Annotated in this window: 15 protein-coding genes and 1 pseudogene; 12 read left to right on the top strand and 4 right to left on the bottom strand. The window is 47.3% G+C overall.

All coding sequences use genetic code 11. The features are described from left to right. Positions 1–3: 3 nt before the first annotated feature. Both BSZ32_RS16175 and BSZ32_RS16170 read right to left on the bottom strand, forming a co-directional pair. Positions 4–1,341 carry a MotA/TolQ/ExbB proton channel family protein gene (locus tag BSZ32_RS16175; protein WP_105044376.1) on the bottom strand — a complete coding sequence of 446 codons (1,338 nt, stop codon included), beginning with the start codon at positions 1,339–1,341 and terminating at the stop codon, positions 4–6. Beyond that, a complete protein-coding gene (locus tag BSZ32_RS16170; protein ID WP_165788901.1) occupies positions 1,338–2,048 on the bottom strand; it encodes a DUF3450 family protein in 711 nt (236 codons plus the stop codon). The genes BSZ32_RS16175 and BSZ32_RS16170 overlap by 4 nt, the downstream gene beginning before the upstream one ends. A gap of 303 nt (positions 2,049–2,351) precedes the next feature. Here BSZ32_RS16170 and BSZ32_RS16165 point away from each other — a divergent pair, with 303 nt between their 5' ends. The 5 genes from BSZ32_RS16165 (at position 2,352) to BSZ32_RS16145 (ending at position 8,876) form a co-directional block, all read left to right on the top strand. Next, on the top strand, positions 2,352–4,643 hold the full coding sequence (locus BSZ32_RS16165) for a protein kinase domain-containing protein (RefSeq protein WP_105044374.1): 2,292 nt from the start codon (positions 2,352–2,354) through the stop codon (positions 4,641–4,643). A 79-nt stretch (positions 4,644–4,722) separates the two neighbouring features. Continuing rightward, a complete protein-coding gene (locus BSZ32_RS16160; protein ID WP_105044373.1) occupies positions 4,723–5,154 on the top strand; it encodes an exosortase system-associated protein, TIGR04073 family in 432 nt (143 codons plus the stop codon). A gap of 199 nt (positions 5,155–5,353) precedes the next feature. Then, positions 5,354–6,259 (top strand): putative selenate ABC transporter substrate-binding protein, encoded by a 906-nt coding sequence (locus BSZ32_RS16155; protein ID WP_105044372.1) that lies wholly within the window; start codon positions 5,354–5,356, stop codon positions 6,257–6,259. A gap of 57 nt (positions 6,260–6,316) precedes the next feature. Then, complete coding sequence (locus tag BSZ32_RS16150) at positions 6,317–7,063, top strand: phosphonate ABC transporter ATP-binding protein (protein ID WP_105044371.1); 747 nt, start codon at positions 6,317–6,319, stop codon at positions 7,061–7,063. A 25-nt stretch (positions 7,064–7,088) separates the two neighbouring features. After that, positions 7,089–8,876, top strand: coding sequence for a PhnE/PtxC family ABC transporter permease (locus BSZ32_RS16145; protein WP_165788900.1), 1,788 nt, complete (start codon positions 7,089–7,091; stop codon positions 8,874–8,876). A gap of 87 nt (positions 8,877–8,963) precedes the next feature. Here BSZ32_RS16145 and fabG read toward each other — a convergent pair whose 3' ends face one another. After that, positions 8,964–9,710, bottom strand: coding sequence for a 3-oxoacyl-[acyl-carrier-protein] reductase (fabG, locus tag BSZ32_RS16140; RefSeq protein ID WP_105044369.1), 747 nt, complete (start codon positions 9,708–9,710; stop codon positions 8,964–8,966). A gap of 246 nt (positions 9,711–9,956) precedes the next feature. On the opposite strand from fabG, the gene BSZ32_RS16130 reads away from it, so the two are divergent. From BSZ32_RS16130 to BSZ32_RS16115, 4 genes are read left to right on the top strand one after another with little or no spacing between them, the layout of a single operon-like run. Continuing rightward, positions 9,957–10,664, top strand: a complete 708-nt coding sequence (locus BSZ32_RS16130; protein ID WP_105044367.1) for a DUF547 domain-containing protein — start codon at positions 9,957–9,959, stop codon at positions 10,662–10,664. A 29-nt stretch (positions 10,665–10,693) separates the two neighbouring features. Continuing rightward, on the top strand, positions 10,694–12,934 hold the full coding sequence (locus BSZ32_RS16125; RefSeq protein ID WP_105044366.1) for an NAD(P)-binding domain-containing protein: 2,241 nt from the start codon (positions 10,694–10,696) through the stop codon (positions 12,932–12,934). Between the two features lie 50 nt (positions 12,935–12,984). Continuing rightward, positions 12,985–14,460 (top strand): glycosyltransferase, encoded by a 1,476-nt coding sequence (locus tag BSZ32_RS16120; protein WP_105044365.1) that lies wholly within the window; start codon positions 12,985–12,987, stop codon positions 14,458–14,460. Beyond that, positions 14,460–16,502 carry a glycosyltransferase gene (locus BSZ32_RS16115; protein ID WP_105044364.1) on the top strand — a complete coding sequence of 681 codons (2,043 nt, stop codon included), beginning with the start codon at positions 14,460–14,462 and terminating at the stop codon, positions 16,500–16,502. Before BSZ32_RS16120 ends, BSZ32_RS16115 begins: the two co-directional genes overlap by 1 nt. A gap of 5 nt (positions 16,503–16,507) precedes the next feature. Here BSZ32_RS16115 and BSZ32_RS16110 read toward each other — a convergent pair whose 3' ends face one another. Further along, positions 16,508–17,686, bottom strand: coding sequence for a cysteine desulfurase family protein (locus tag BSZ32_RS16110; protein WP_105044363.1), 1,179 nt, complete (start codon positions 17,684–17,686; stop codon positions 16,508–16,510). 132 nt (positions 17,687–17,818) lie between these two features. Here BSZ32_RS16110 and BSZ32_RS16105 point away from each other — a divergent pair, with 132 nt between their 5' ends. From BSZ32_RS16105 to BSZ32_RS19895, 3 genes and pseudogenes are all read left to right on the top strand, one after another. Next, a complete protein-coding gene (locus BSZ32_RS16105) occupies positions 17,819–18,184 on the top strand; it encodes a HesB/IscA family protein (RefSeq protein WP_105044362.1) in 366 nt (121 codons plus the stop codon). 353 nt (positions 18,185–18,537) lie between these two features. Then, on the top strand, positions 18,538–18,783 hold the full coding sequence (locus BSZ32_RS16100; protein WP_129589801.1) for a hypothetical protein: 246 nt from the start codon (positions 18,538–18,540) through the stop codon (positions 18,781–18,783). A gap of 254 nt (positions 18,784–19,037) precedes the next feature. Beyond that, positions 19,038–19,217: pseudogene (locus BSZ32_RS19895) on the top strand (IS5/IS1182 family transposase); the annotation flags it as partial.

The following is a 19,217-nucleotide window of genomic DNA, read 5'->3' as shown; positions in this document are numbered from 1 at the left end:
TCTTTAGAGTTTTCTAAGCCCGTTGACAAATGTGAGACCTAGTTTTTCAGTGTTTTGCACAACTCCATTACTCCTCCTAGAAAGCATCGTATGCATAATCAATGCTGGGATAGCCACCACCAAGCCAAACAAGGTCGTCACGAGCGCCTCCGAAATCCCCCCCGCCATCGGCTTAACATCACCAGTACCTGTCACTGTAATGACATTGAACATCCTGATCATTCCTGAAACGGTACCCAACAAACCTAGTAATGGTGCTGTAGCCGCTGTCACAGCTATGAAGGGTAACCATTTTTGCAACTTTGATTGCACTCCAATGAGCTGTTCGTAAATCACTTCCTCCACGACATCTACTCCTGCACTGATGTAACACATCGATGCTCTTATCATTTCAGCCGCTGGGTGCTTACAACTCTGTGTCAGCTGTTTTGCAGATTCGAGATCACCAGACCTAACAGCACCTAAGATGCTTGCTAGCCATTGAGCATCGGGCTCCCGAATTTTTGCCAATTGAAAAAATTTCATACATCCGCAGAAGACTGAAATCAAAGCGATTAAGATAATTGGCCAAAGCCAAACCCCACCTTTCTGGAAAAGATCTAGAGGATCACTTTGAATTTCAGCAATAGCCCTAGCCTTACCCCCTGACACATCAATAGCTAATTCAACCGGTTCACCCTTAAATAACAAAGCTACATTTGCAGACTCTTCATGACCTAGCGTAGGTAGCCCACTGCTATAATTATTCTTTAGATGCCCTGCGTAGATACCATCACTAGACAAGAACCAACTCAAAGGCCCTACACTGTACGTAGAACCGGCAAGAATCTGACCTTGATTACCAATTGCCTTGGACTGAGCTACTTCACCACCAAGCACCTCCTCGATTTGATCAAAAGCATAATCTAGTAGATCCGCTTTAAGTTCTACCCCAGCACCTTTTACTTGGTTATCTATTGGCTGTTTCTGGATTAATTCCCTACCAGCGGAATTTGCCATAATTTCCAACTGCAACGATAGGTCATCATAAACATCTGATAGATAACGAGCATCGTCTAGCAGCACTCGATTTTCTGCTTTGACCTTTTTCAGTAGCTCCTCACGAGCTGACGCGCTCATCATACCGAGCTCATTTTTTCGTCTTGCAGGGAGAAGTTTCCGTTCAATATCCTGCAATTTTTTACCAACACTAGCTTCAACCTCTAATTGCGCTTCTCGCTGCTGAGACAACTGTATTCTAGCTGCATCAAAGTTTTGCTGAATCGTCTGGGGTGCGGATTGAGCATAAGCCCCACAAAGTTCGGCCACTACCAATAAAACTATGATCGATAGAGTCTTCATTTGGACAACTGGATTGGAAGTTTCACTAACTCAGGACGAGTGGTCTTCTGATATACCCCAATAGCTCTAGCAATAGCATTGCGGTATTGGTCCTTTCTAGACCACTTCCAGCCAGTAGAACTCACCTCAGCAATTCCAGCGGTGTCCCCACTCACGTAGTAGCCTCGTCCCAAACCTAAATACAGAACCTGCAGTTGCCTCTCAACTCCATCGACAACCTTCACTTCCTCAGAATAAGTAATAACCTGATTGAACTTCATCGTAGACTTTACCACAGCAACCATTGCTAACACTCTTGCTCGTAGTTTCGTGGATCGATCTCCTAACGAAAGTTGCTCAGTAACTAACTCATCACGTAATGGGCGCGGGAAGCGATTCATAATTTCGAGCAAACGTAATGATTGCCTATCGACCTTTAACCGTAACAGGTTGCGCGATTCTCGGTACCGAGTAATAGATAGCTTTATCTTTTCAAGCTCAGCATCAGATTCCTCTATCAGTCCCCCAGCAGCGGATATCCCTTCCTCCAGCAAATCTAACTCAGTTACATAAACACCCAGTAATTGCTCTATGGAGACCTGCCTTCGTCTGAAGTCTTTCCTTTCCTCAGCTAGGGACTTCTCAAGAACTAACCAGGCTTCAATTTTTTGCTGAGCCTGCTGAGGTGTCATCTCAGGCTCATTTCCCGCAGTTAAAAGGCCGTTCATCACGACGAATAGCAAACTTGTAATCAAAAATTTCACTCTATGAATCTGCTCACTACTACGACTGGCTACAAGTATCATCTTAATTTTTCTTACCTCCGAAAATTGAACTACAACACCCGTATTGCTTCTAGCTCAAAGACTCAAGCCTTTTATTGAGAATTATTCTCAATAAAGAACTAAGTAAATTAACTCTAAATAACAATAATCAAGATGATCTAAAGATTAAGTTTTTCTTATAATCCTTAATTTCTGAGTTGCCTTGGTTGCTTTAATCCTAAAGTATGCTGCCGATCTGTATATATCATGTCCGACGAACGTTACGAAATAAGAGGTAAAATTGGTCAAGGAGGAGTAGGCGCGGTTTACCGAGCTTATGACACCCAACTCCGCCGCGAAGTAGCAATCAAGCGAGTACTCGCTGTTGAGGGAGATGACTCCCATAATGCAGACTTAGCCACAAAGAACCTTCTCAAAGAGGCAACTGCCCTATCCTCAGTACAACACCCGCATATTTGCACAGTATATGACGCAGGCATTGATAAGGATGGACCATTCGTTGTAATGGAGCTAATCAATGGTAAAACTCTCGACGAAATGGTCGAGCGCGGAACTCTTACCTATGATGATTTCAGGGAAGTTGCTATTCAATCCCAGGAAGCAATGATCGCAGCCCAGGACCTAGACCTTGTCCACCGCGATCTCAAGCCATCTAACGTGATGGTTTGCTGGCTCCCATCTGGTAGATTCCAAGTCAAAATTGTAGATTTCGGGCTCGCAAAATTTTCAGCAAAACCGTCTCTCCAAACCATCGATCATGGTGATGCAGTTTTCGGATCCATCTTTTTCATGGCTCCTGAGCAATTCGAACGCGTACCTCTCGACCGCCGCACAGACATGTACGCATTGGGTTGTATGTATTACTACTCTCTAGCAGGGACGTACCCTTTCAATGGTGATAGTGCACCTCAAGTAATGGCTGGGCACTTACAAAACTCCGTTCAACCGCTCCAAGAATTACGCCCAGATCTTCCATCATGGGTATGTGCTTGGGTTATGTGGCACATTGCCAGAAACATGGATGATCGACCAGAGTCAGCTCGTGTAGCACTTGAGAAATTTATCAATGATGAAACAACAGCAGCTCAACACGGCGGAGTAATGCCTCACCGTTCTGGTCCGCAGCTAGTTATTCCAACAACTTCACCACAGCTGATCACTCCGACAGTTACTTCTACGAAGGTAAATACGCAAACTGCGCCCCAGGCCATCATTCCCCCAGGTGGTCACACTGCGTTTACTTCATCTCAAGCCATTCGTCCAGCAACTGTAGTTACAGGCGGGACCGCTATCCAGCCCGCCCGCCCAGCAGTTACTGTAAGCCCAACCATCACCCCCGCTGCAACCATCACCCCCGCTGCAACCACCCCTCCCGCAGCAGTCAACCCTGCGACCAATGTCGTCGCAGCTCAGCCTACTGTCACCCCACCAGTGTTTCCCGGCCTAACACCTGCTAAGAAAGGCCTTAGTAGCACACATAAGATTCTGATCTACTCTGGACTCGGTGTAGCAATCGTCATCTTATGTTGGATTTTGCTATCCAGAAACTCATCGAATAGTGAAACAGACAGATTCAACGCCTTGATGATACAAGTAGAGGATCTCAGAGCACGTGACCTCCCTACCACTAAAGATGACCTCACCTTACTCTTGGATTCACTTGCTGATGACACAATCTCTAACCGGAACGCTATTTTTCAGCGCATCGTTATCTCTAAGCCCGAAGGAAGTTACTCCATTGATAAGCTAGTTTTAGATTACGCTACTTCCGCCGGAATGGCTGAAGAGGATTGTAAAAACCTCTCTATTGTCATAGGTAAACGCGGCGATCAAGGAGCAGTGAAAGGGCTTCTCAAATGGGCTATTAAAAACCCTGATCATCCAGCAACCCAAATAGCGATAGACGGCGCGAATAAGACGATCGAAGAAGACAACTTCCTTAGTTTCATCTCAATTCTTGGAGCTACAGAGACCCCTGGAGTTAAAAGTTCAGCCGAGAAAGCTCTCAAAAATGTCATTTCAAACAGCCGTAACAAGAAAAATCTAGCCAATCAACTTGTGGGTGCATTCGATGGGAGTATCGACGATAATTACAAACTCGCTATGATTCGACTACTTGGTAACACCGGTAGCGAGGCTGCTAAAAAAACAATTTCCGAAAGTTTATCCAGCGATAACACAAACGAACGAATTGCTGCCGCTACAGCATTTGGAGCTTGGCCAAACGATGAGCCTTTCGACACCCTGCTCGATGCCTTTGAATCTGAAGATACTATAGTAGTAAAGACTGGGGTATTTAAGAGTGCTATCAGCCTCCTGAGTTCTGAACGCAAACATGACAACGATGAGTTAGGAAACCGCTGGCTCACCCTCTCAGCCTACGCTACAACAAACAGCCAGAAGAGTAAGATTATCAGTGAGGCGGTAAAAGCTAATGCAGACTGGTCATCTCCTGTTCTCAAATTTTTCACTGGTAAAGATCACGATGATCGCATTCAAACACACGCTGCGAAAGGCCTCGATAAGATCAAAGACTAACAAATTCACTTAACATATCTTTAGTTTCTAAATTTTTACATTGTAAACCACCGCAATCTAAGTCCAATATAAATTCAACATGAGAAAAATCCTAATTTCCGCAACCGCGATACTCCTGACAGCCACCTGCAGCTATGCAGACATTCAAGCGCCTCCAGGATCCACTTACACATCTAGCCGCAAACTAGGACGTGGACTTTCTAATATCGTTTTCGGTATCACCGAAATCCCAGAGCAGATCGTTCGAAAGACCAATTCCTACGGAAGAAAAGCTGGGTATACCTACGGTCTCGTAGATGGTACTAGCCGAACATTCCGCCGTATTGGCTATGGCTTCTATGAAGTATTCACATTCAACTGCCCAACATTCCATGGGACATTCAAGCAGCCATACATGAAATGTGGAGCTGACAATCGTATCGAAATGAACGTGCATGACGGTCTTTCTGAGTTCCCTCCAGAGCTTGGCGCTGACTCCTACTACGGCCACGTTCGTGCCCAGAAGTTCTAATTTTTGGTTCACACTATATTCAATTTTAATAAGCGCTCAACTCATAGTAGTTGGGCGCTTTTTCTTTATCGCTATGAAGTCATTAATGAACGAGTAAACCTCCATTCTTTTTACTAGACTAAGTCTGTGAATGCCTTCACTTTACCGTCCACGTTGCTGATTACATTCAGCCTTAACAACAATTAAAAATTGATTCATTATGAAACTAGTTACGATGCCAGCACTCCTCGGGAGTGCAGCCCTAGCAATACTCTCTTCTTGTAATTCTTCTACTGAAGAGTCCAGCAATCAAGAGACTCAGAACAATGCTGTTCTTCGGTTCTCAGCAATACCAGACATAGACACAACTGGGCAGACTGAACGCTATCAGCCAGTAGCCGACTACCTCTCAAAAGAGCTCGGAATCAAAGTCGAATTTGTAGCTTCACCTACGTATGGAGCGTCTGTGCAAAAGTTCAAAGGTGGAGACATCCAGTTGGGATGGTTTGGCGGTGTGACAGGAGTGCAGGCTCGACAAGCGGTAGAAGGAGCACAAGCAATCGTCGCTGGTGCCGCAGATCTCGAATTTAAGTCCTACTTTATCGCTAACACCTCTACTGGTCTTACACGCTCAGATTCATTCCCTACTGCTATCAAGGATCTTAAATTCACCTATGGAAGTCAGAACTCCACCTCAGGCTGCATCATGCCCACACATTTCATAATGGAATCCTCGGGTAAAACTCCCAAAGACTTCTTCACACATGATTTTGGCTTTTCTGGATCTCATGATAAAACCGCTGAACTCGTTAACAATGGCACATTCCAAGTAGGTGCCCTTAACTTTAAAACATACGAAAAAGGTATCGCCAATGGCAAGCTCGATAAAGATAAGTGTGTCATCATCTGGGAAACCCCCACCTACGCAGACTATAATATGACGGCTCACCCGATCCTCAATAAACAATTCGGCGAAGGCTTCATCTCTAAACTTCAACAAGCTCTCATCGAGTGTGATGACAAGGCGGCTCTCGATGCCCTCCAGCGTGAAAAACTTGTAGAAGTTAATAACGAGACATTCGAAGGAATCGCATCGGTAATGAGAAAAGTAAGTTTCAGTAAATAACTCATTTGCTATTATCATGCCAGCTAGCACCATTGCTAGACTGGCATTTTTCTCATTATGATCGAACTTGACCGCTCCCATCTAAATTTTGGATCAACACTCGCACTCGATGATTGTGACCTCTCGATCAACGAAGGTGAACAAGTAGCTCTCATTGGGCCATCGGGCTCAGGAAAGAGTTCTCTCCTGCGTGTTTTAGCAACAGAGCACGCCTTGGTATCCGGAGATTACCGACATAATGGTCGATCGATCGGATCACTGTGCAGTAAAGCCCTTAAAAATCAGCGCTGCGACATTGCTTACATTCCGCAGAACCTCGCACTAGTTTCTAACCTAAAGGTCAGCCAAAACATCCTGTTAGGAAAAATAGGGAGGCAACAATTGCTAGCGAGCATCAAAGGCTTGCTTATCCCTTCCTCTAATGAACTCCAGCTCGTTCAGAAAATCCTCTCAGAAGTAGGCATCCCAGAGAAACTCTTTCATCGTACAGACTCACTCTCTGGCGGGCAGCAGCAACGAGTCGCTATTGCCCGAGCTCTCTACCAAGAAGCCTCACTCATTCTCGCCGACGAGCCAGTTTCAGCTGTCGACCCCTCACGAGCTCACTCTCTGTTAGAATGTCTTACGCAAATGGCCACAAAGCACACGCTTACGCTTATTTGCTCACTACATAACCTAGAGTATGCCAAAAAATTCTTCCCTAGACTCGTAGGCATGCGCGAAGGCAAGATCGTATTCGACGGCAAGTCTAGTGAATTCACGGACCAAGACTTTAACTCCCTCTACCAACTCGACCGTGGCTAGTGCTATGCGAGTAAAGCCCCCAATATTGAGTTGGCGTAGAGCCACAGTGATTGGATTTCTGTGTCTCCTGATCGTTTGCCTATCGAAACTTGGATTCGAATTCAATCAACTTCCTGAGAGCGCAGATCCATCTGCGGCCGCCTACTCCTTTTTCTCAGCGGCTTTAAGCCCAGCATTAGTCGACCAAAACCTTAGCCTCCCTGCTGATAGTCAACCTTTGATCATCAGATTACTGAAAGCCTTACTCAACACATTGCGCTACGCCTTTGTCGCTATGTCAATGGCTGTGCCCGTTGGCTTAGCCTTAGGTTTTTTATGTTCTCGTTCGTGGTGGCCGACCACACTGCAACACAAAGCTACCTCTATTCCTACGAAGCTAGCTAGAACGACCCTCAACCTCATCTATCTCTCTGCACGTTTTAGTATCACCTTCATGCGCTCTATTCACGAGCTCATATGGGTCATGCTTTTCATGGCATTCCTAGGGGACTCTCCACTCACGGCCTGTATTGCATTGGCTCTTCCCTTCGCTGGAACTTTGGCCAAAGTATTTTCAGAAATCATCGATGAACAATCGGCTAACGCTACAGATCATCTACAATTATCCGGCGCTTCTAGCGTGAGCGCATTCTTTGCCGCCCGCTTCCCACAATCATTGCCCGATCTACTCACCTACACCCTTTACCGACTAGAATGCGCCATTCGCTCCTCTGCGGTACTCGGCTTCATAGGCATTGAAACTATTGGCCTATCTATCAAGCAGTCCTACGAAAATAACTACTACAATGAAGTTTGGACCGAACTCTACCTGCTAATTTTTGTAGTCATGCTCTTTGATGTTCTAGGGTCGAAAGTACGCTATCGACTAAGCACTCCTGCTGTAGAGCGCTCAACTCCGACTGACTTGAGTCTCAAATCTTTGAAAAAGTGCGCTCCAAGTTGGAAGTTACTCCCGCTTACATGGAGCCTATTGCTAGTAGGATCTATTGCAGCCTGGACTTTGGGTCCTCCACTCAACGTCTACCATTCTGCCATCAGTCGATGGGATCGCACCCAAGTATTTTTTGAAGAACTCGTGCCAGAACCAGTGAGGGCATCGAACCATTGGAATGACGCTCTCCCTTGGCTAAGAGACCTCTGGACCAGCAATGGCAAAGAAGCTCTTCTTAATACCGTTTTGATCGCAAGCTCAGCATTATTGTTAGCCGCTGTATTCGGCTACATCCTTGTTCCATGGGCTAGTCGGAACATCTCCACACCCACCCCATTTTCTAGCTTCAATGGTCGTACTTCACGAATCAAGAAATGGCTTTGGAGCACACTAGGGTTTTGCATTCGAACTCTCTTTCTCATCACCCGATCCATACCTGAATACATCATCGCTTTTCTATTGATTGGCATCCTCGGCGCCCATGCCTGGCCATTGGTCATCGCCCTGGCTATACATAACTTTGGAATCCTAGGCAGACTATGGGCAGAAGTGAGCGAAAATCACGATGAGAATGTCGCACGCCAACAAGTCGTCAGCGGCGGTTCGCGCCTCCAGGCGTATCTCTGCGGCATTCTACCTACTAGTTTCAACCGCCAACTCCTCTTCATATTCTACCGATGGGAGACTTGTGTCAGAGAATCTACTATACTCGGTATGCTAAGCATCAGTTCACTGGGGTATTACATCAGCATAGAATCCAGCTTCCTTCATTACGACCGAATGCTTTTCTACATATTGTTAGGCACTGCCGTGATCTTCATCAGTGACCTTATTTCAATCAACCTACGGGCAAAACTCAACAAGTCTGGGAGCCATTCATAAAAAACTCCGACCTAACATCAGCTAGATCGGAGTGAAATGTGTTTAGTGCTAGAGATTAAATCTAACACGATTGTGGGCTCATCGGGTTTACATCGTCATGCCACCATCACATGCGACTACTTGTCCTGTGATGTATCGAGCCTGTGGGCTGGCCAAAAAGAGTGTCAGATTTGCGATATCTTCAGTCTTACCAAACTCCTTAAGTGGGATGTTAGCTAGCACGCCTTCACGCACCTTCTCGTCGAGTTCGTCAGTCATATCAGTAGAAATGAAACCTGGGGCAATTGCATTGCAACAAACCTTACGTCCTGAGAGTTCCTTCGCGATAGATTTAGTGAAGCCGATAAGACCAGCCTTAGACGCTGCATAGTTCGCCTGACCAGCGTTACCGATGAGACCGATAACGGAAGCGAGGTTGATGATTCGTGGGTCTTCCGCCTTCATGAGGCTACGCTGGAATGCTTTCACGGTGTTGAAAGCACCTTTGAGGTTGGTGTCGAGCACGGTGTCCCAGTCAGCATCCTTCATACGCATCAGCAGGCCGTCACGAGTGACGCCTGCATTATTGACGAGAATATTCACAGAACCAAAATCAGCAATGATCTGCTTACCCAGTGCTTGAACTGCATCATGATCTGCAACATCGACGGCGTACGCCTTAGCTGAATCGGCAAATTCAGAATTGATGGAATCAGCCGCACCTTGGCAACTGCTCTCGCTGCGGCTAACGACCGCAACCTTTGCTCCTTCAGCTGCAAATGCACGTGCAATTGCTTTACCGATACCACGTCCGGCACCGGTGACTACTACTACTTTATCTTGAAAGCGTGACATGCACCTATGTCCCATGGAATTGGCCCTCTGGCAATCCGAAACCCACTGTGATGAACTAGCCAAAACCAGTTTTGCTCATCCGCCAGCGTATATAGAACTTTCTAGCCAATCTATTCATTGGAATACTCACCAATCACAAGCCATTGAGCTTGATAGATTTGAATTTATCACTCTAAACTACCTTGATAGTTCTGGAATAGATCGCCCACTTTCTCCCTCTCATTCTCATAACCGTTTAAAACCGCCATGAAACTAGCTCTACTCACACTCACACTCCTCAGCCTTTGCGTCTCGGCCCAAGACTACACTAGTTACAACCAGCTCTTAGCAAAATACGCTAAAGTAAATGGGGTCGACTACAAAACCTGGGTGGCTAACAAATCCGACAAGGAATCGATAAATCAGATTCTTAAGGATTGGTCTGTGATCGATCGCGCAAAGCTCAGCAAAAATGAACGCGCTGCATTTCGAATCAACCTCTACAACGCGGCGATGGCATCAGTCGTGCTGAAGAAATACCCGCTCAAGTCAGTCACTAAAATTGGCATCCCATTCTCCGTATTCAAGCGCTCATTCATTGCCACTCCAGCTGGTAAGATCAGCTTAGACACACTAGAGAAAAAACAATTGCTAAAAGACTTCCCCGACCCGCGCGTTCATTTTGCTGTCAACTGCGCCAGTGTATCCTGCCCACCGCTGCGCAATCAAGCATTCACGGGACCAGAGTTAGACCAGCAACTCAACGAGCAAGCCAAGCAATTTGTTAGCAGCAAGCATGCGGTTAGAATCAAGGGGGGTACCGCCGAGTATTCCTCTCTTTTTGATTGGTATAAGAAAGATTTTGGAAGCTCCAATCCAGCTGAAATAATCAACAAATACAGTGACAAAAAGATCTCAACAAAGCTTAAAGTAAAGTGGATCAAGTACGATTGGAACCTGAATGAATCTCACTAATTGAAAACGCATAATCAACACTTCATCAAATGAACATCATCACGCGATACTACCACTGGCTGCATGGTCAATGGCCCTCCGGAGCTGTTGAGAACCTACCCGTTGTGGGTGAAGATGGCCTCACTCGGATTCCCGGTGTTCGGGTAGTAGGAGATCTATCAGGTGTGCCGCTTCTAAAGTTTTCTTCGGAGACTGGAGCACGTGCTATTCACGCCATTCTCACAGAATCGGACTACCAGCAGCAGCGCAGTAAAGCAGAGCAAGAGGTCTATGATGTGGCCATTATTGGTGGCGGCATCAGTGGTTACTCAGCTGCTATTGATGCAAAAAAAGCGGGACTCCGCTATATCATCATCGAGGCTAGCAGCAGTTTTTCTACCATCAAAAACTTTCCTAAAGCAAAGCCCATTTTTACCTACCCCACTGAGATGACTCCCAGTGGTGGCATCCAATACGATTCACCTAATAACGTCGTGAAGGAAGGGCTGATAGAGGACATCCTGCAGCAGGTCGAAGACGCTGGTATCGAAACAACTATTGGACACATAGAAAAGATCGAGCGCCATAAATCAAGATTTCTCCTCAAAAACACGGCTAACAAAGGCCAAGAATGGCAGGCTCTTAGGGTGATTGTGGCGATTGGGCGTTCTGGTGATTTCCGCAAAATGAACATCCCTGGCGAGGAACTAGATAAGGTAAGTAATCGACTACACGATCCTAAAGCCTTCACTGGCAAAGATGTTCTCATCGTGGGTGGTGGTGACTCGGCGGCAGAGGCTCTCATTGCTCTTACCGAAGCCGGAGCACGAGTGAGCATGAGTTATCGCAAAGATGCACTCACCCGACCAAAACCAGAAAACATCGAGAAGCTCCAGTCGCTTGCAGAGTCCGGTAAAGTTCAACTCTACCTGCCATCTTCACCAACATCCATCGACCCCGACTCTGTGACTCTGGATCACAATGGTGAAGAACAGTCTTTCCCTAACGATGCGGTATTCTCACTCATCGGCCGCAACCCGCCACTCGCCTTTTTCCGTAAAAGCGGTCTTGAGATTTCAGGTGAACGCACCACCAAGTGGTGGGTCACACTTGTGCTTTCCGTTATCTTCTTCACCTGGCTTTACCATTGGAAAAAATATATCATCGGAGGGCTCGACCCCAAACCAATGGTAGAATGGATCTTTTCTGGAGTTCAAAGTATTGCCGACGAACAGACGAGCGTCCTCCACACATTAAGAAATTCCGCTAGCCAGCGTGGTTTTTATTATACCTTGGCTTACTGCCTGATGGTGAGCATATTTGGCTACCGTAGAATCAAGCGCCGAAACACCCCATATATCACTAGGCAAACCATCACCCTCGCTCTCATTCAGTGGATACCACTTTTTATTTTACCTGAACTCATCTTACCCTATCTCGGTAATAACGGTGTTTTTGAAACTGGAATTGGCGGTTGGATTGGTGACACGCTATTCCCTGATCACTCCTACTGGCGCGCTTATGGATTCATTTTAGCTTGGCCATTATTCATCTACAATTGGTTCACCTCTGCTCCCATTTGGGGATGGCTCATCATTGGTCTTCTCCAGACCTTCGTTCTTATCCCATTGATGGTTCGTCGCTGGGGGAAAGGTTCCTACTGTGGCTGGATTTGTTCCTGTGGAGCACTTGCCGAGACAGTTGGAGACACCCATCGCCACAAAATGCCCCATGGCTCAAAAGTGAGTCGACTAAATATGATCGGGCAGGCATTCCTTGCCATAGCATTGCTCATTATGCTTTTCCGAATTCTGGGATGGATATTCCCCAGCTCGCCCCTGCTCTCACTGTCTAACTCGATGTTCAATGGCATACCAATCTTGAACTACGCCTACTTTGTCGATCTCATCTTTGCGGGAATCCTAGGTGTCGCATTCTACACCCATTTCTCTGGCCGTGTTTGGTGTCGATTTGCTTGCCCGCTCGCGGCACTGATGCACATCTACGCACGCTTTACCAAGTTCCGCATTTTTGCCGATAAGAGCAAATGCATCTCGTGCAATGTCTGCACATCAGTCTGCCACCAAGGAATCGACATCATGAACTTTGCAAACAAAGGACTAGCAATGGAAGACCCTCAGTGCGTGCGTTGTTCCGCCTGCGTCCAACAATGTCCGACTGGAGTCTTGAGTTTTGGCCGGGAAGGAGAAAATGGAGTAAGATTCCTCGATTCACTGCCAGCCTCTCCAGTACAGATTCGTGAACTACAAGAGCGCAAAAATCTGAAATAGCTGGCAATTTCTAGTTTGCTCCCGAAAGTCACACCCACTTCACATACCTAATGCCCTTTGCATTCACTCTACTCCTAGCACTCTACCTCTTGTGCAGCGCCATTCTGGTCCTCTATGGTTTTCACCACTACTTCATGCTCATTCTCTTTTTTAGAGCACAAAAGAAAATGAAGGTTCAGAATGCTGCCATTGTTCCCCTAACAATCGATGACACCGAACTGCCTGTAGTACTCACCCAAATACCTCTCTACAACGAACTGAACGTTGCTGAGCGTGTGATAAGAGCGGTCGCGGCAATGGAGTACCCCTCAGACAAGCACATCATCCAAGTGCTCGATGACTCGAATGACGACACATGCACACTCGTTGACAAAGTAGTTAGCGAACTATTGGCCCAAGGCTATCAGATCTCAGCAGTGAGAAGAACTGACAGATCTGGCTACAAAGCTGGTGCGCTCGATTACGGTCTGCAGATTTGTGATGCCCCGTATGTCACCATCTTTGACTCAGATTTCGTCCCACCTAGGGACTACCTTCTGCGTACCATCCCACACCTGTTAGCCAATAAGCAATATGGTCTAGTCCAAGCCAGATGGGGATTTCTTAACGAAAATGCATCTCTATTCACCAAGGCACAAAGTGTCGGGATCGACGGCCACTTTGTTGTCGAGCAAGTGGCGCGATCCTACAATGACTACTTTCTCAACTTCAATGGCACCGCTGGAGTATGGCGTCGCAGCGCAATCGATGACGCAGGTGGCTGGAATGCCGACACCCTCACCGAAGACTTGGATCTTTCCTACCGTGCTCAACTCAGAAATTGGAAGATCCACTACCTGCCTGACCTCGTGGTGCCAGCAGAAATCCCCTCCAGCTATGCGGCTTTCCGCTCCCAACAATTTCGCTGGGCCAAGGGATCTATTCAGACTGCCATCAAGATTCTACCGAAAGTTTGGGAAGCTGAAATCCCGCTGCGTCAGAAGATTGAATCGAGCTTTCACCTCACCCACTATTGCCTCCACTTATGCATGTTGTTGCAGGCCGTCCTTGGCCTACCACTAGCTCTCAGTGATGCAAATCCATTCAGCGACTTCGTTTTGAGTTGGTATATTGTCCCACTTAGCCTGGCAATGGTTGGCCCTAGCTTATTGTACCTAACTGCCGAAATGTGGATTAATCCAAAGCGCTGGTGGCTATTTATCACTCGACTTCCCATGCTCTTGCTCATCGGGTTCGGTATTTGTTTTTCCAATGCCCGAGCCTGCTTAGAAGGCTTTATTGGAGTCCAATCTCCTTTCGTTAGAACTGCTAAATTGGGTGATGGAAAAGTGGCATACTCTCACCGTAGTCGATACATGCCAATGATCGAGCTGACTTTAGCTGTTTACGCAACTGCCACAGCTATTAGCTACAGCTTGAATGGACTGCCAGGCGCTGCCCCCTTCTTTATCCTCTACGCCGCTGGTTTTTTCCTCTTTAGTGCAAAGAGTATGTTAGAGGATAAACAGTCATCGAAAAAGAACTAATGCTTCAACCACGCAATATCGCATGGTTATCCTGCATCCTTCTACTTTGCCTGCTTGCGTGTCTTTACGGGCAGGTAACCACCAGCTTCGACTCTGCTGGTAGCTCCAGAACTATGCTTACCATTGGAATGGGCATTCTAGGTTTAGCCTCTGTCCTTCTCTTTCCAAAATTTACCACCACACGCGCCACCCTACTGGCCATCCTTATCCCCGCCATCATCGTACGCGTTCTCGTTGCACAGGCTGCTCCATCAGATGACATCCACCGCTACCTTTGGGAGGGTAAACTTCTCGCCGCTGGTGAAGATCCCTACATCGCACTTGCTGACAACCCCATACGACAGCCTTATCATGATGCTCATTGGGAATTGATGAACCACCGTGATCAGCCGACAGCCTACCCACCCATTGCGATCTTCGCTTTCTCTTTGATCAATAAACTAGGGTACTCATCCACAAGCTATAAGCTGGTTTTTTCATTGTTAGATATGATCCTAATCGCTTGTTTCTTAGCCTTATTGAGGCAACTAGGAAAACCTCTCAAATGGGCGGCGTTTTACTCTCTCAGCCCGATTGCCTTTCTCGCGTTTTCAGCTGAAGCCCACTTTGATATCCTGATGGTACTCTGCCTCGTTGCTGGCATTCTAGCACTTAATAAAAAGCACTATATGCTAGCTGGCACAGCACTCGCTTTTGCCATCCATTTCAAGCTCATGGTCGCGGTTGCCATCCCCTTTCTTCTCTGGCGAAGCCCATTGAAAATGTGGTTAGCGTTTGGACTGGCCTTTGTCATCCCACTTATCCCCTTCATTGACCAAGTGGAAAGCATGCTTGCGGCAGTCGTCCATTTCGGCTCAATAGGTAGCTTCAATGGGCCAGTCTACCAAGTTCTCCAGCTCCTTCCCACTGACATTAGCGGCGTCTACAACCAGCGAATACTCGTCAATGGTCTGACCGCTACCTTTTACACACTAGTATGGTTCTCCATAGCCTATCAGTTTTACAGACGCAGACTCACGGGGCTCAGCGCAGCGGTCTCAGCTCTGACAGCATTGGTCTTACTATCACCCATCATCCACTTTTGGTACCTTGCATGGCTACTGCCATTCGCCGCCTTATCGCCACGCGCTTCTTGGCTGTCATTGAGTGTCAGCTTTGGACTCTATTTCCTAGTGTGGCAACAACTCGAACTCAATGGATATTGGGCGATGCCCGTCTATGCCCGTTGGTTATTCTGGCTGCCCTTTATCGCTCTGAGCCTTTGGGAGGTTCTAGGTAGGAAACGTATTCTTAACACTAGTGTGCGCAAGCTAACAACAAAGGAGTTAACTGACATCAGCATTGTTATCCCTACTAAAAATTCAGGAAAAGGCCTTTTAGATGCCTTAAAAAGTATTCAACAACAGTCGCATTCAGCCAGTGAAATCATCATTGTCGATGCTCAGTCTACAGACGATTCCCTCACTGCAGCTAGCGGCTGTAGGATCATACAATCACCAGCGGGTCGCGGGCTGCAGATTAAGACTGGAGTAGAATCCGCCAACTCCGACTGGGTCATCATCCTCCACGCCGACGCACAACTTCCTCACAACGCTCTCCAACTGCTCAGTAAAAACATCGCCGCCAACCCAGCTATGGTTGGTGGTTGCTTGGGCCAGCGTTTCGACAGCTCCGGAGCTGGTCTTTTATTGATAGAAGTACTCAATGAGTTTCGTGCGTTCTTCGGCCGCACTAGTTTTGGCGACCAAGCACAATTTCTTCACCGACCAACCGCACTCAAATACTCCTGCCTCACAGACCAACCATTGATGGAAGACGTGGAGCTCAGCGACCGACTCCGACCACTTGGAGATGTTTGTTACCTCGGGAATGAAGTCACCGTGTCTGCAGAAAAATGGAGCAAACACCCATTCTGGCAACGCTTCCGGCTCATTGTCCGCTACTTTTTCCTCTACCGGCTCATGCTCTGGAAGCCTAGAGAACAGCGCAAATTATTAGCGGAGAAGCTAGTGACTGAATATTATCCCCCTACAAACAGTTAGTAACTCTATGTGTAGACTGTAACGGGTCCAACACCGCTAAAACCTTGGACACTGCGTAGCTTTCGCACTGCTTTTTTCACCATCTCTACAGCATCATTGGTTTCTTCCATGGTGCTTAGTATGGAAAAGGAAATACGCAGACTGCTCTTAGCGCGCTTTGCGCTGTAGCCCATCGCGGTTTGGACATGCGAGGGTTTTTGCTTGCCCGTCATACAGGCTGAACCAGCCGAACAGGCCATCCCGTATTCATCTAATAAAATGAGCAAGCCAGCGGCCTCACAGTTTTCAAAGGCCAAGTGGGCAGTGTTTTTTGTTCTAAATTCTTTGGAGCCATTGACCAACACGCCATCGACTTCAGCCATGAGACGTTTCTCGAAGTGATCACGCAAGGCGGCAACTCCAGCATGGCCGTCAGCGTCTAGGCGTAGTTGCATCATTTCAGCCGCGGCCCCCATCGCTATGATCGATGCCACATTTTCTGTACCGCTCCGGCGTCCTGCCTCCTGACCACCACCGAACAGTAATGGATCGAAGGAGACATTCTTGTTCACGTACAAAGCTCCCACCCCCTTAGGCGCGTGGAATTTATGACCTGAAATCGACATGAAATCTATGTCCTCCTGCTGTAGATCAATCGGCGTTTTCCCAACTGCCTGAATGGCATCGCTATGAAATGGAATCCCTGCCGACTTGGCTAGCGCTACAGCTTCTGCCACTGGCTGGATCACACCCGTCTCATTGTTGGCCCACATAAGAGTGGCAAAGCCTGCGTCATCTAACTCGACCGCTTGTTTCCACGCATGAAGATCTAACCTACCACTTTCATCCACTCCGACACGCTCGACAGCGTAGCCTTGTTTTTCCAAGTGCTCGCAGACCCGCAGGATGGAACTGTGCTCGATCTGGCTCGTAATGACCCGTTTACCCTTACCCACAGCATTGGCTAACGAAAATAAGGCTGCATTGTTTGACTCGGTACCACAACCAGTGAAAACAATCTCCTCGGGCTCGGCTCCGATCAACTTCGCGACTTGTGTCCGCGCCTTGTCGATCGCCTTCTTCACAGCCTTACCAGCACGATACCCACTAGACGGATTGTAGCACTGATCTGTGAGATACGGCAACATAGCTTCCAGCACATCTGGATGCACTTGAGTCGTCGCGTTGGAGTCGAGGTAGATCATACTTTTGAGGCTAAACACAGAGATCGTAGTATTCAAGTGTCAGAACTATGAAATCTACTGCGAATTTTGTAAAGTTTGATTGGATGATCGGCCAATACACGCTTATCTTCCGCCAACAAGACCGACACCATCATGATCACACTCACGCAATCATCTATCAAAGAGGTAAAGAACCTCCTCGCTAAGAAGCAAGCCGCACTAGGCTCCGGCCTTCGTCTCTCAGTCACACGTGGTGGCTGCGCGGGTATGCAGTATGTGATGGAGGTGGATGTAGCACACGAAGGTGACGACACTATCGAAGAAGATGGAGCTATCGTCCACGTTTCCCAAGACTCATTCGAATTCCTCAAAGGCTGCCACCTCATCTACGAATACTCACTCGCCGACTCTGGCTTTAAAGTCCAGAACCCGAATGCGTCACGCTCCTGTGGTTGCGGCACATCCTTTGAGGCCAAAGGCGAAGAAGGCACATACGATCCTGCCGACGATTGTAAATAATCACTAACCACACCCGCTGACTGTGACGCGCAACCGCGAAGACGACTCACTCGTCTGCGTCTACTCTAGCACCTTGTAGAATATAGGATTTTTTTGACTGTGCCTAGAACTGTGCCTAAAAGCACAGCAAGGAAGCGACTTATAATCTTGTGAAAAAATTATAGAATTATGAGTCGCAGCGGTAAAATCGAGGCGGATGGTAAGCCAGCGTTTATTGAATTTGATACGATGGCTGAGGAATATTGGTGCGTTGAGCAATGGCCTAAGCACTCTGCTAAGTTTGTGTTGAGGAGTATGACATGCCCCTGTTTCACCAATCCTTTGTGGGTCAAGGCCGAGTGAATCACAACCCCGTGACCACCCGACTAGATGCAGATCCCATCACCCAAGGTAGCTACGGTTACAATGTAGGCACACTCACAGCCAGCGGCCAAGTGACAGCACGCATCCAAGCCGCCGCCTTCGTATGGGGTCAATCGAAACGCTCTGCAGCGTCAACAGTCTCAGAAGAAACGGGAACAGAGAACCCACCGCAAGAACGGATGAAAGCGAACTATAAAAGCTTGAGTGGCACTGACATCCAAACCTATGATTCCTGACTTCATATCGTCACCCCATATTAGTCCCACCCCGTCATCGACAAATAGAAAAATGAAGCAAATAGCCCTACTCACCTTCGCACTTTCTCTCTATTCGTAGACTTCTTGCTATAGATCTGACCCCAATGGCACTGACCACTTTTCCCAAGAAAAAGCAAATTACTATCCGTCAGTCTCCCAGCGGAATTATATAATCTTTAAGAGTCTGTCGGACTTACCTTCCTCACAATCTTAAAATCTGCTAGAGTGAGCTCATGGTTGAGAGATTCGTAACTGTAGACCGTGACACCCCGATGCTACTGCCTCCGGATTTACGGGACTGGGTAGCTGATGACGACCTTGTTCACTTCATCATTGAAGCGGTTGATCGTCTTCCTCTCTCTAGTTTCAAAACGAATACACGCGGCTGTGGCAATGCTCAAATGCCACCCCAC

Origin of the sequence: Rubritalea profundi (assembly GCF_002954445.1) — a bacterium.
Lineage (GTDB): Bacteria > Verrucomicrobiota > Verrucomicrobiia > Verrucomicrobiales > Akkermansiaceae > Rubritalea > Rubritalea profundi.
The sequence above is the reverse complement of the archived record's forward strand: the minus strand, read 5'-3'. Positions and strand labels throughout refer to the sequence as shown.

Bases quoted from the DNA above. Each gene is read 5' to 3' on its own strand.
- BSZ32_RS16175 (WP_105044376.1), bottom strand. From the start codon at position 1,341: ATGAAGACTCTATCGATCATAGTTTTATTGGTAGTGGCCGAACTTTGT.
- BSZ32_RS16170 (WP_165788901.1), bottom strand. From the start codon at position 2,048: ATGAACGGCCTTTTAACTGCGGGAAATGAGCCTGAGATGACACCTCAG.
- BSZ32_RS16165 (WP_105044374.1), top strand. From the start codon at position 2,352: ATGTCCGACGAACGTTACGAAATAAGAGGTAAAATTGGTCAAGGAGGA.
- BSZ32_RS16160 (WP_105044373.1), top strand. From the start codon at position 4,723: ATGAGAAAAATCCTAATTTCCGCAACCGCGATACTCCTGACAGCCACC.
- BSZ32_RS16155 (WP_105044372.1), top strand. From the start codon at position 5,354: ATGAAACTAGTTACGATGCCAGCACTCCTCGGGAGTGCAGCCCTAGCA.
- BSZ32_RS16150 (WP_105044371.1), top strand. From the start codon at position 6,317: ATGATCGAACTTGACCGCTCCCATCTAAATTTTGGATCAACACTCGCA.
- fabG (WP_105044369.1), bottom strand. From the start codon at position 9,710: ATGTCACGCTTTCAAGATAAAGTAGTAGTAGTCACCGGTGCCGGACGT.
- BSZ32_RS16130 (WP_105044367.1), top strand. From the start codon at position 9,957: ATGAAACTAGCTCTACTCACACTCACACTCCTCAGCCTTTGCGTCTCG.
- BSZ32_RS16125 (WP_105044366.1), top strand. From the start codon at position 10,694: ATGAACATCATCACGCGATACTACCACTGGCTGCATGGTCAATGGCCC.
- BSZ32_RS16120 (WP_105044365.1), top strand. From the start codon at position 12,985: ATGCCCTTTGCATTCACTCTACTCCTAGCACTCTACCTCTTGTGCAGC.
- BSZ32_RS16115 (WP_105044364.1), top strand. From the start codon at position 14,460: ATGCTTCAACCACGCAATATCGCATGGTTATCCTGCATCCTTCTACTT.
- BSZ32_RS16110 (WP_105044363.1), bottom strand. From the start codon at position 17,686: ATGATCTACCTCGACTCCAACGCGACGACTCAAGTGCATCCAGATGTG.
- BSZ32_RS16105 (WP_105044362.1), top strand. From the start codon at position 17,819: ATGATCACACTCACGCAATCATCTATCAAAGAGGTAAAGAACCTCCTC.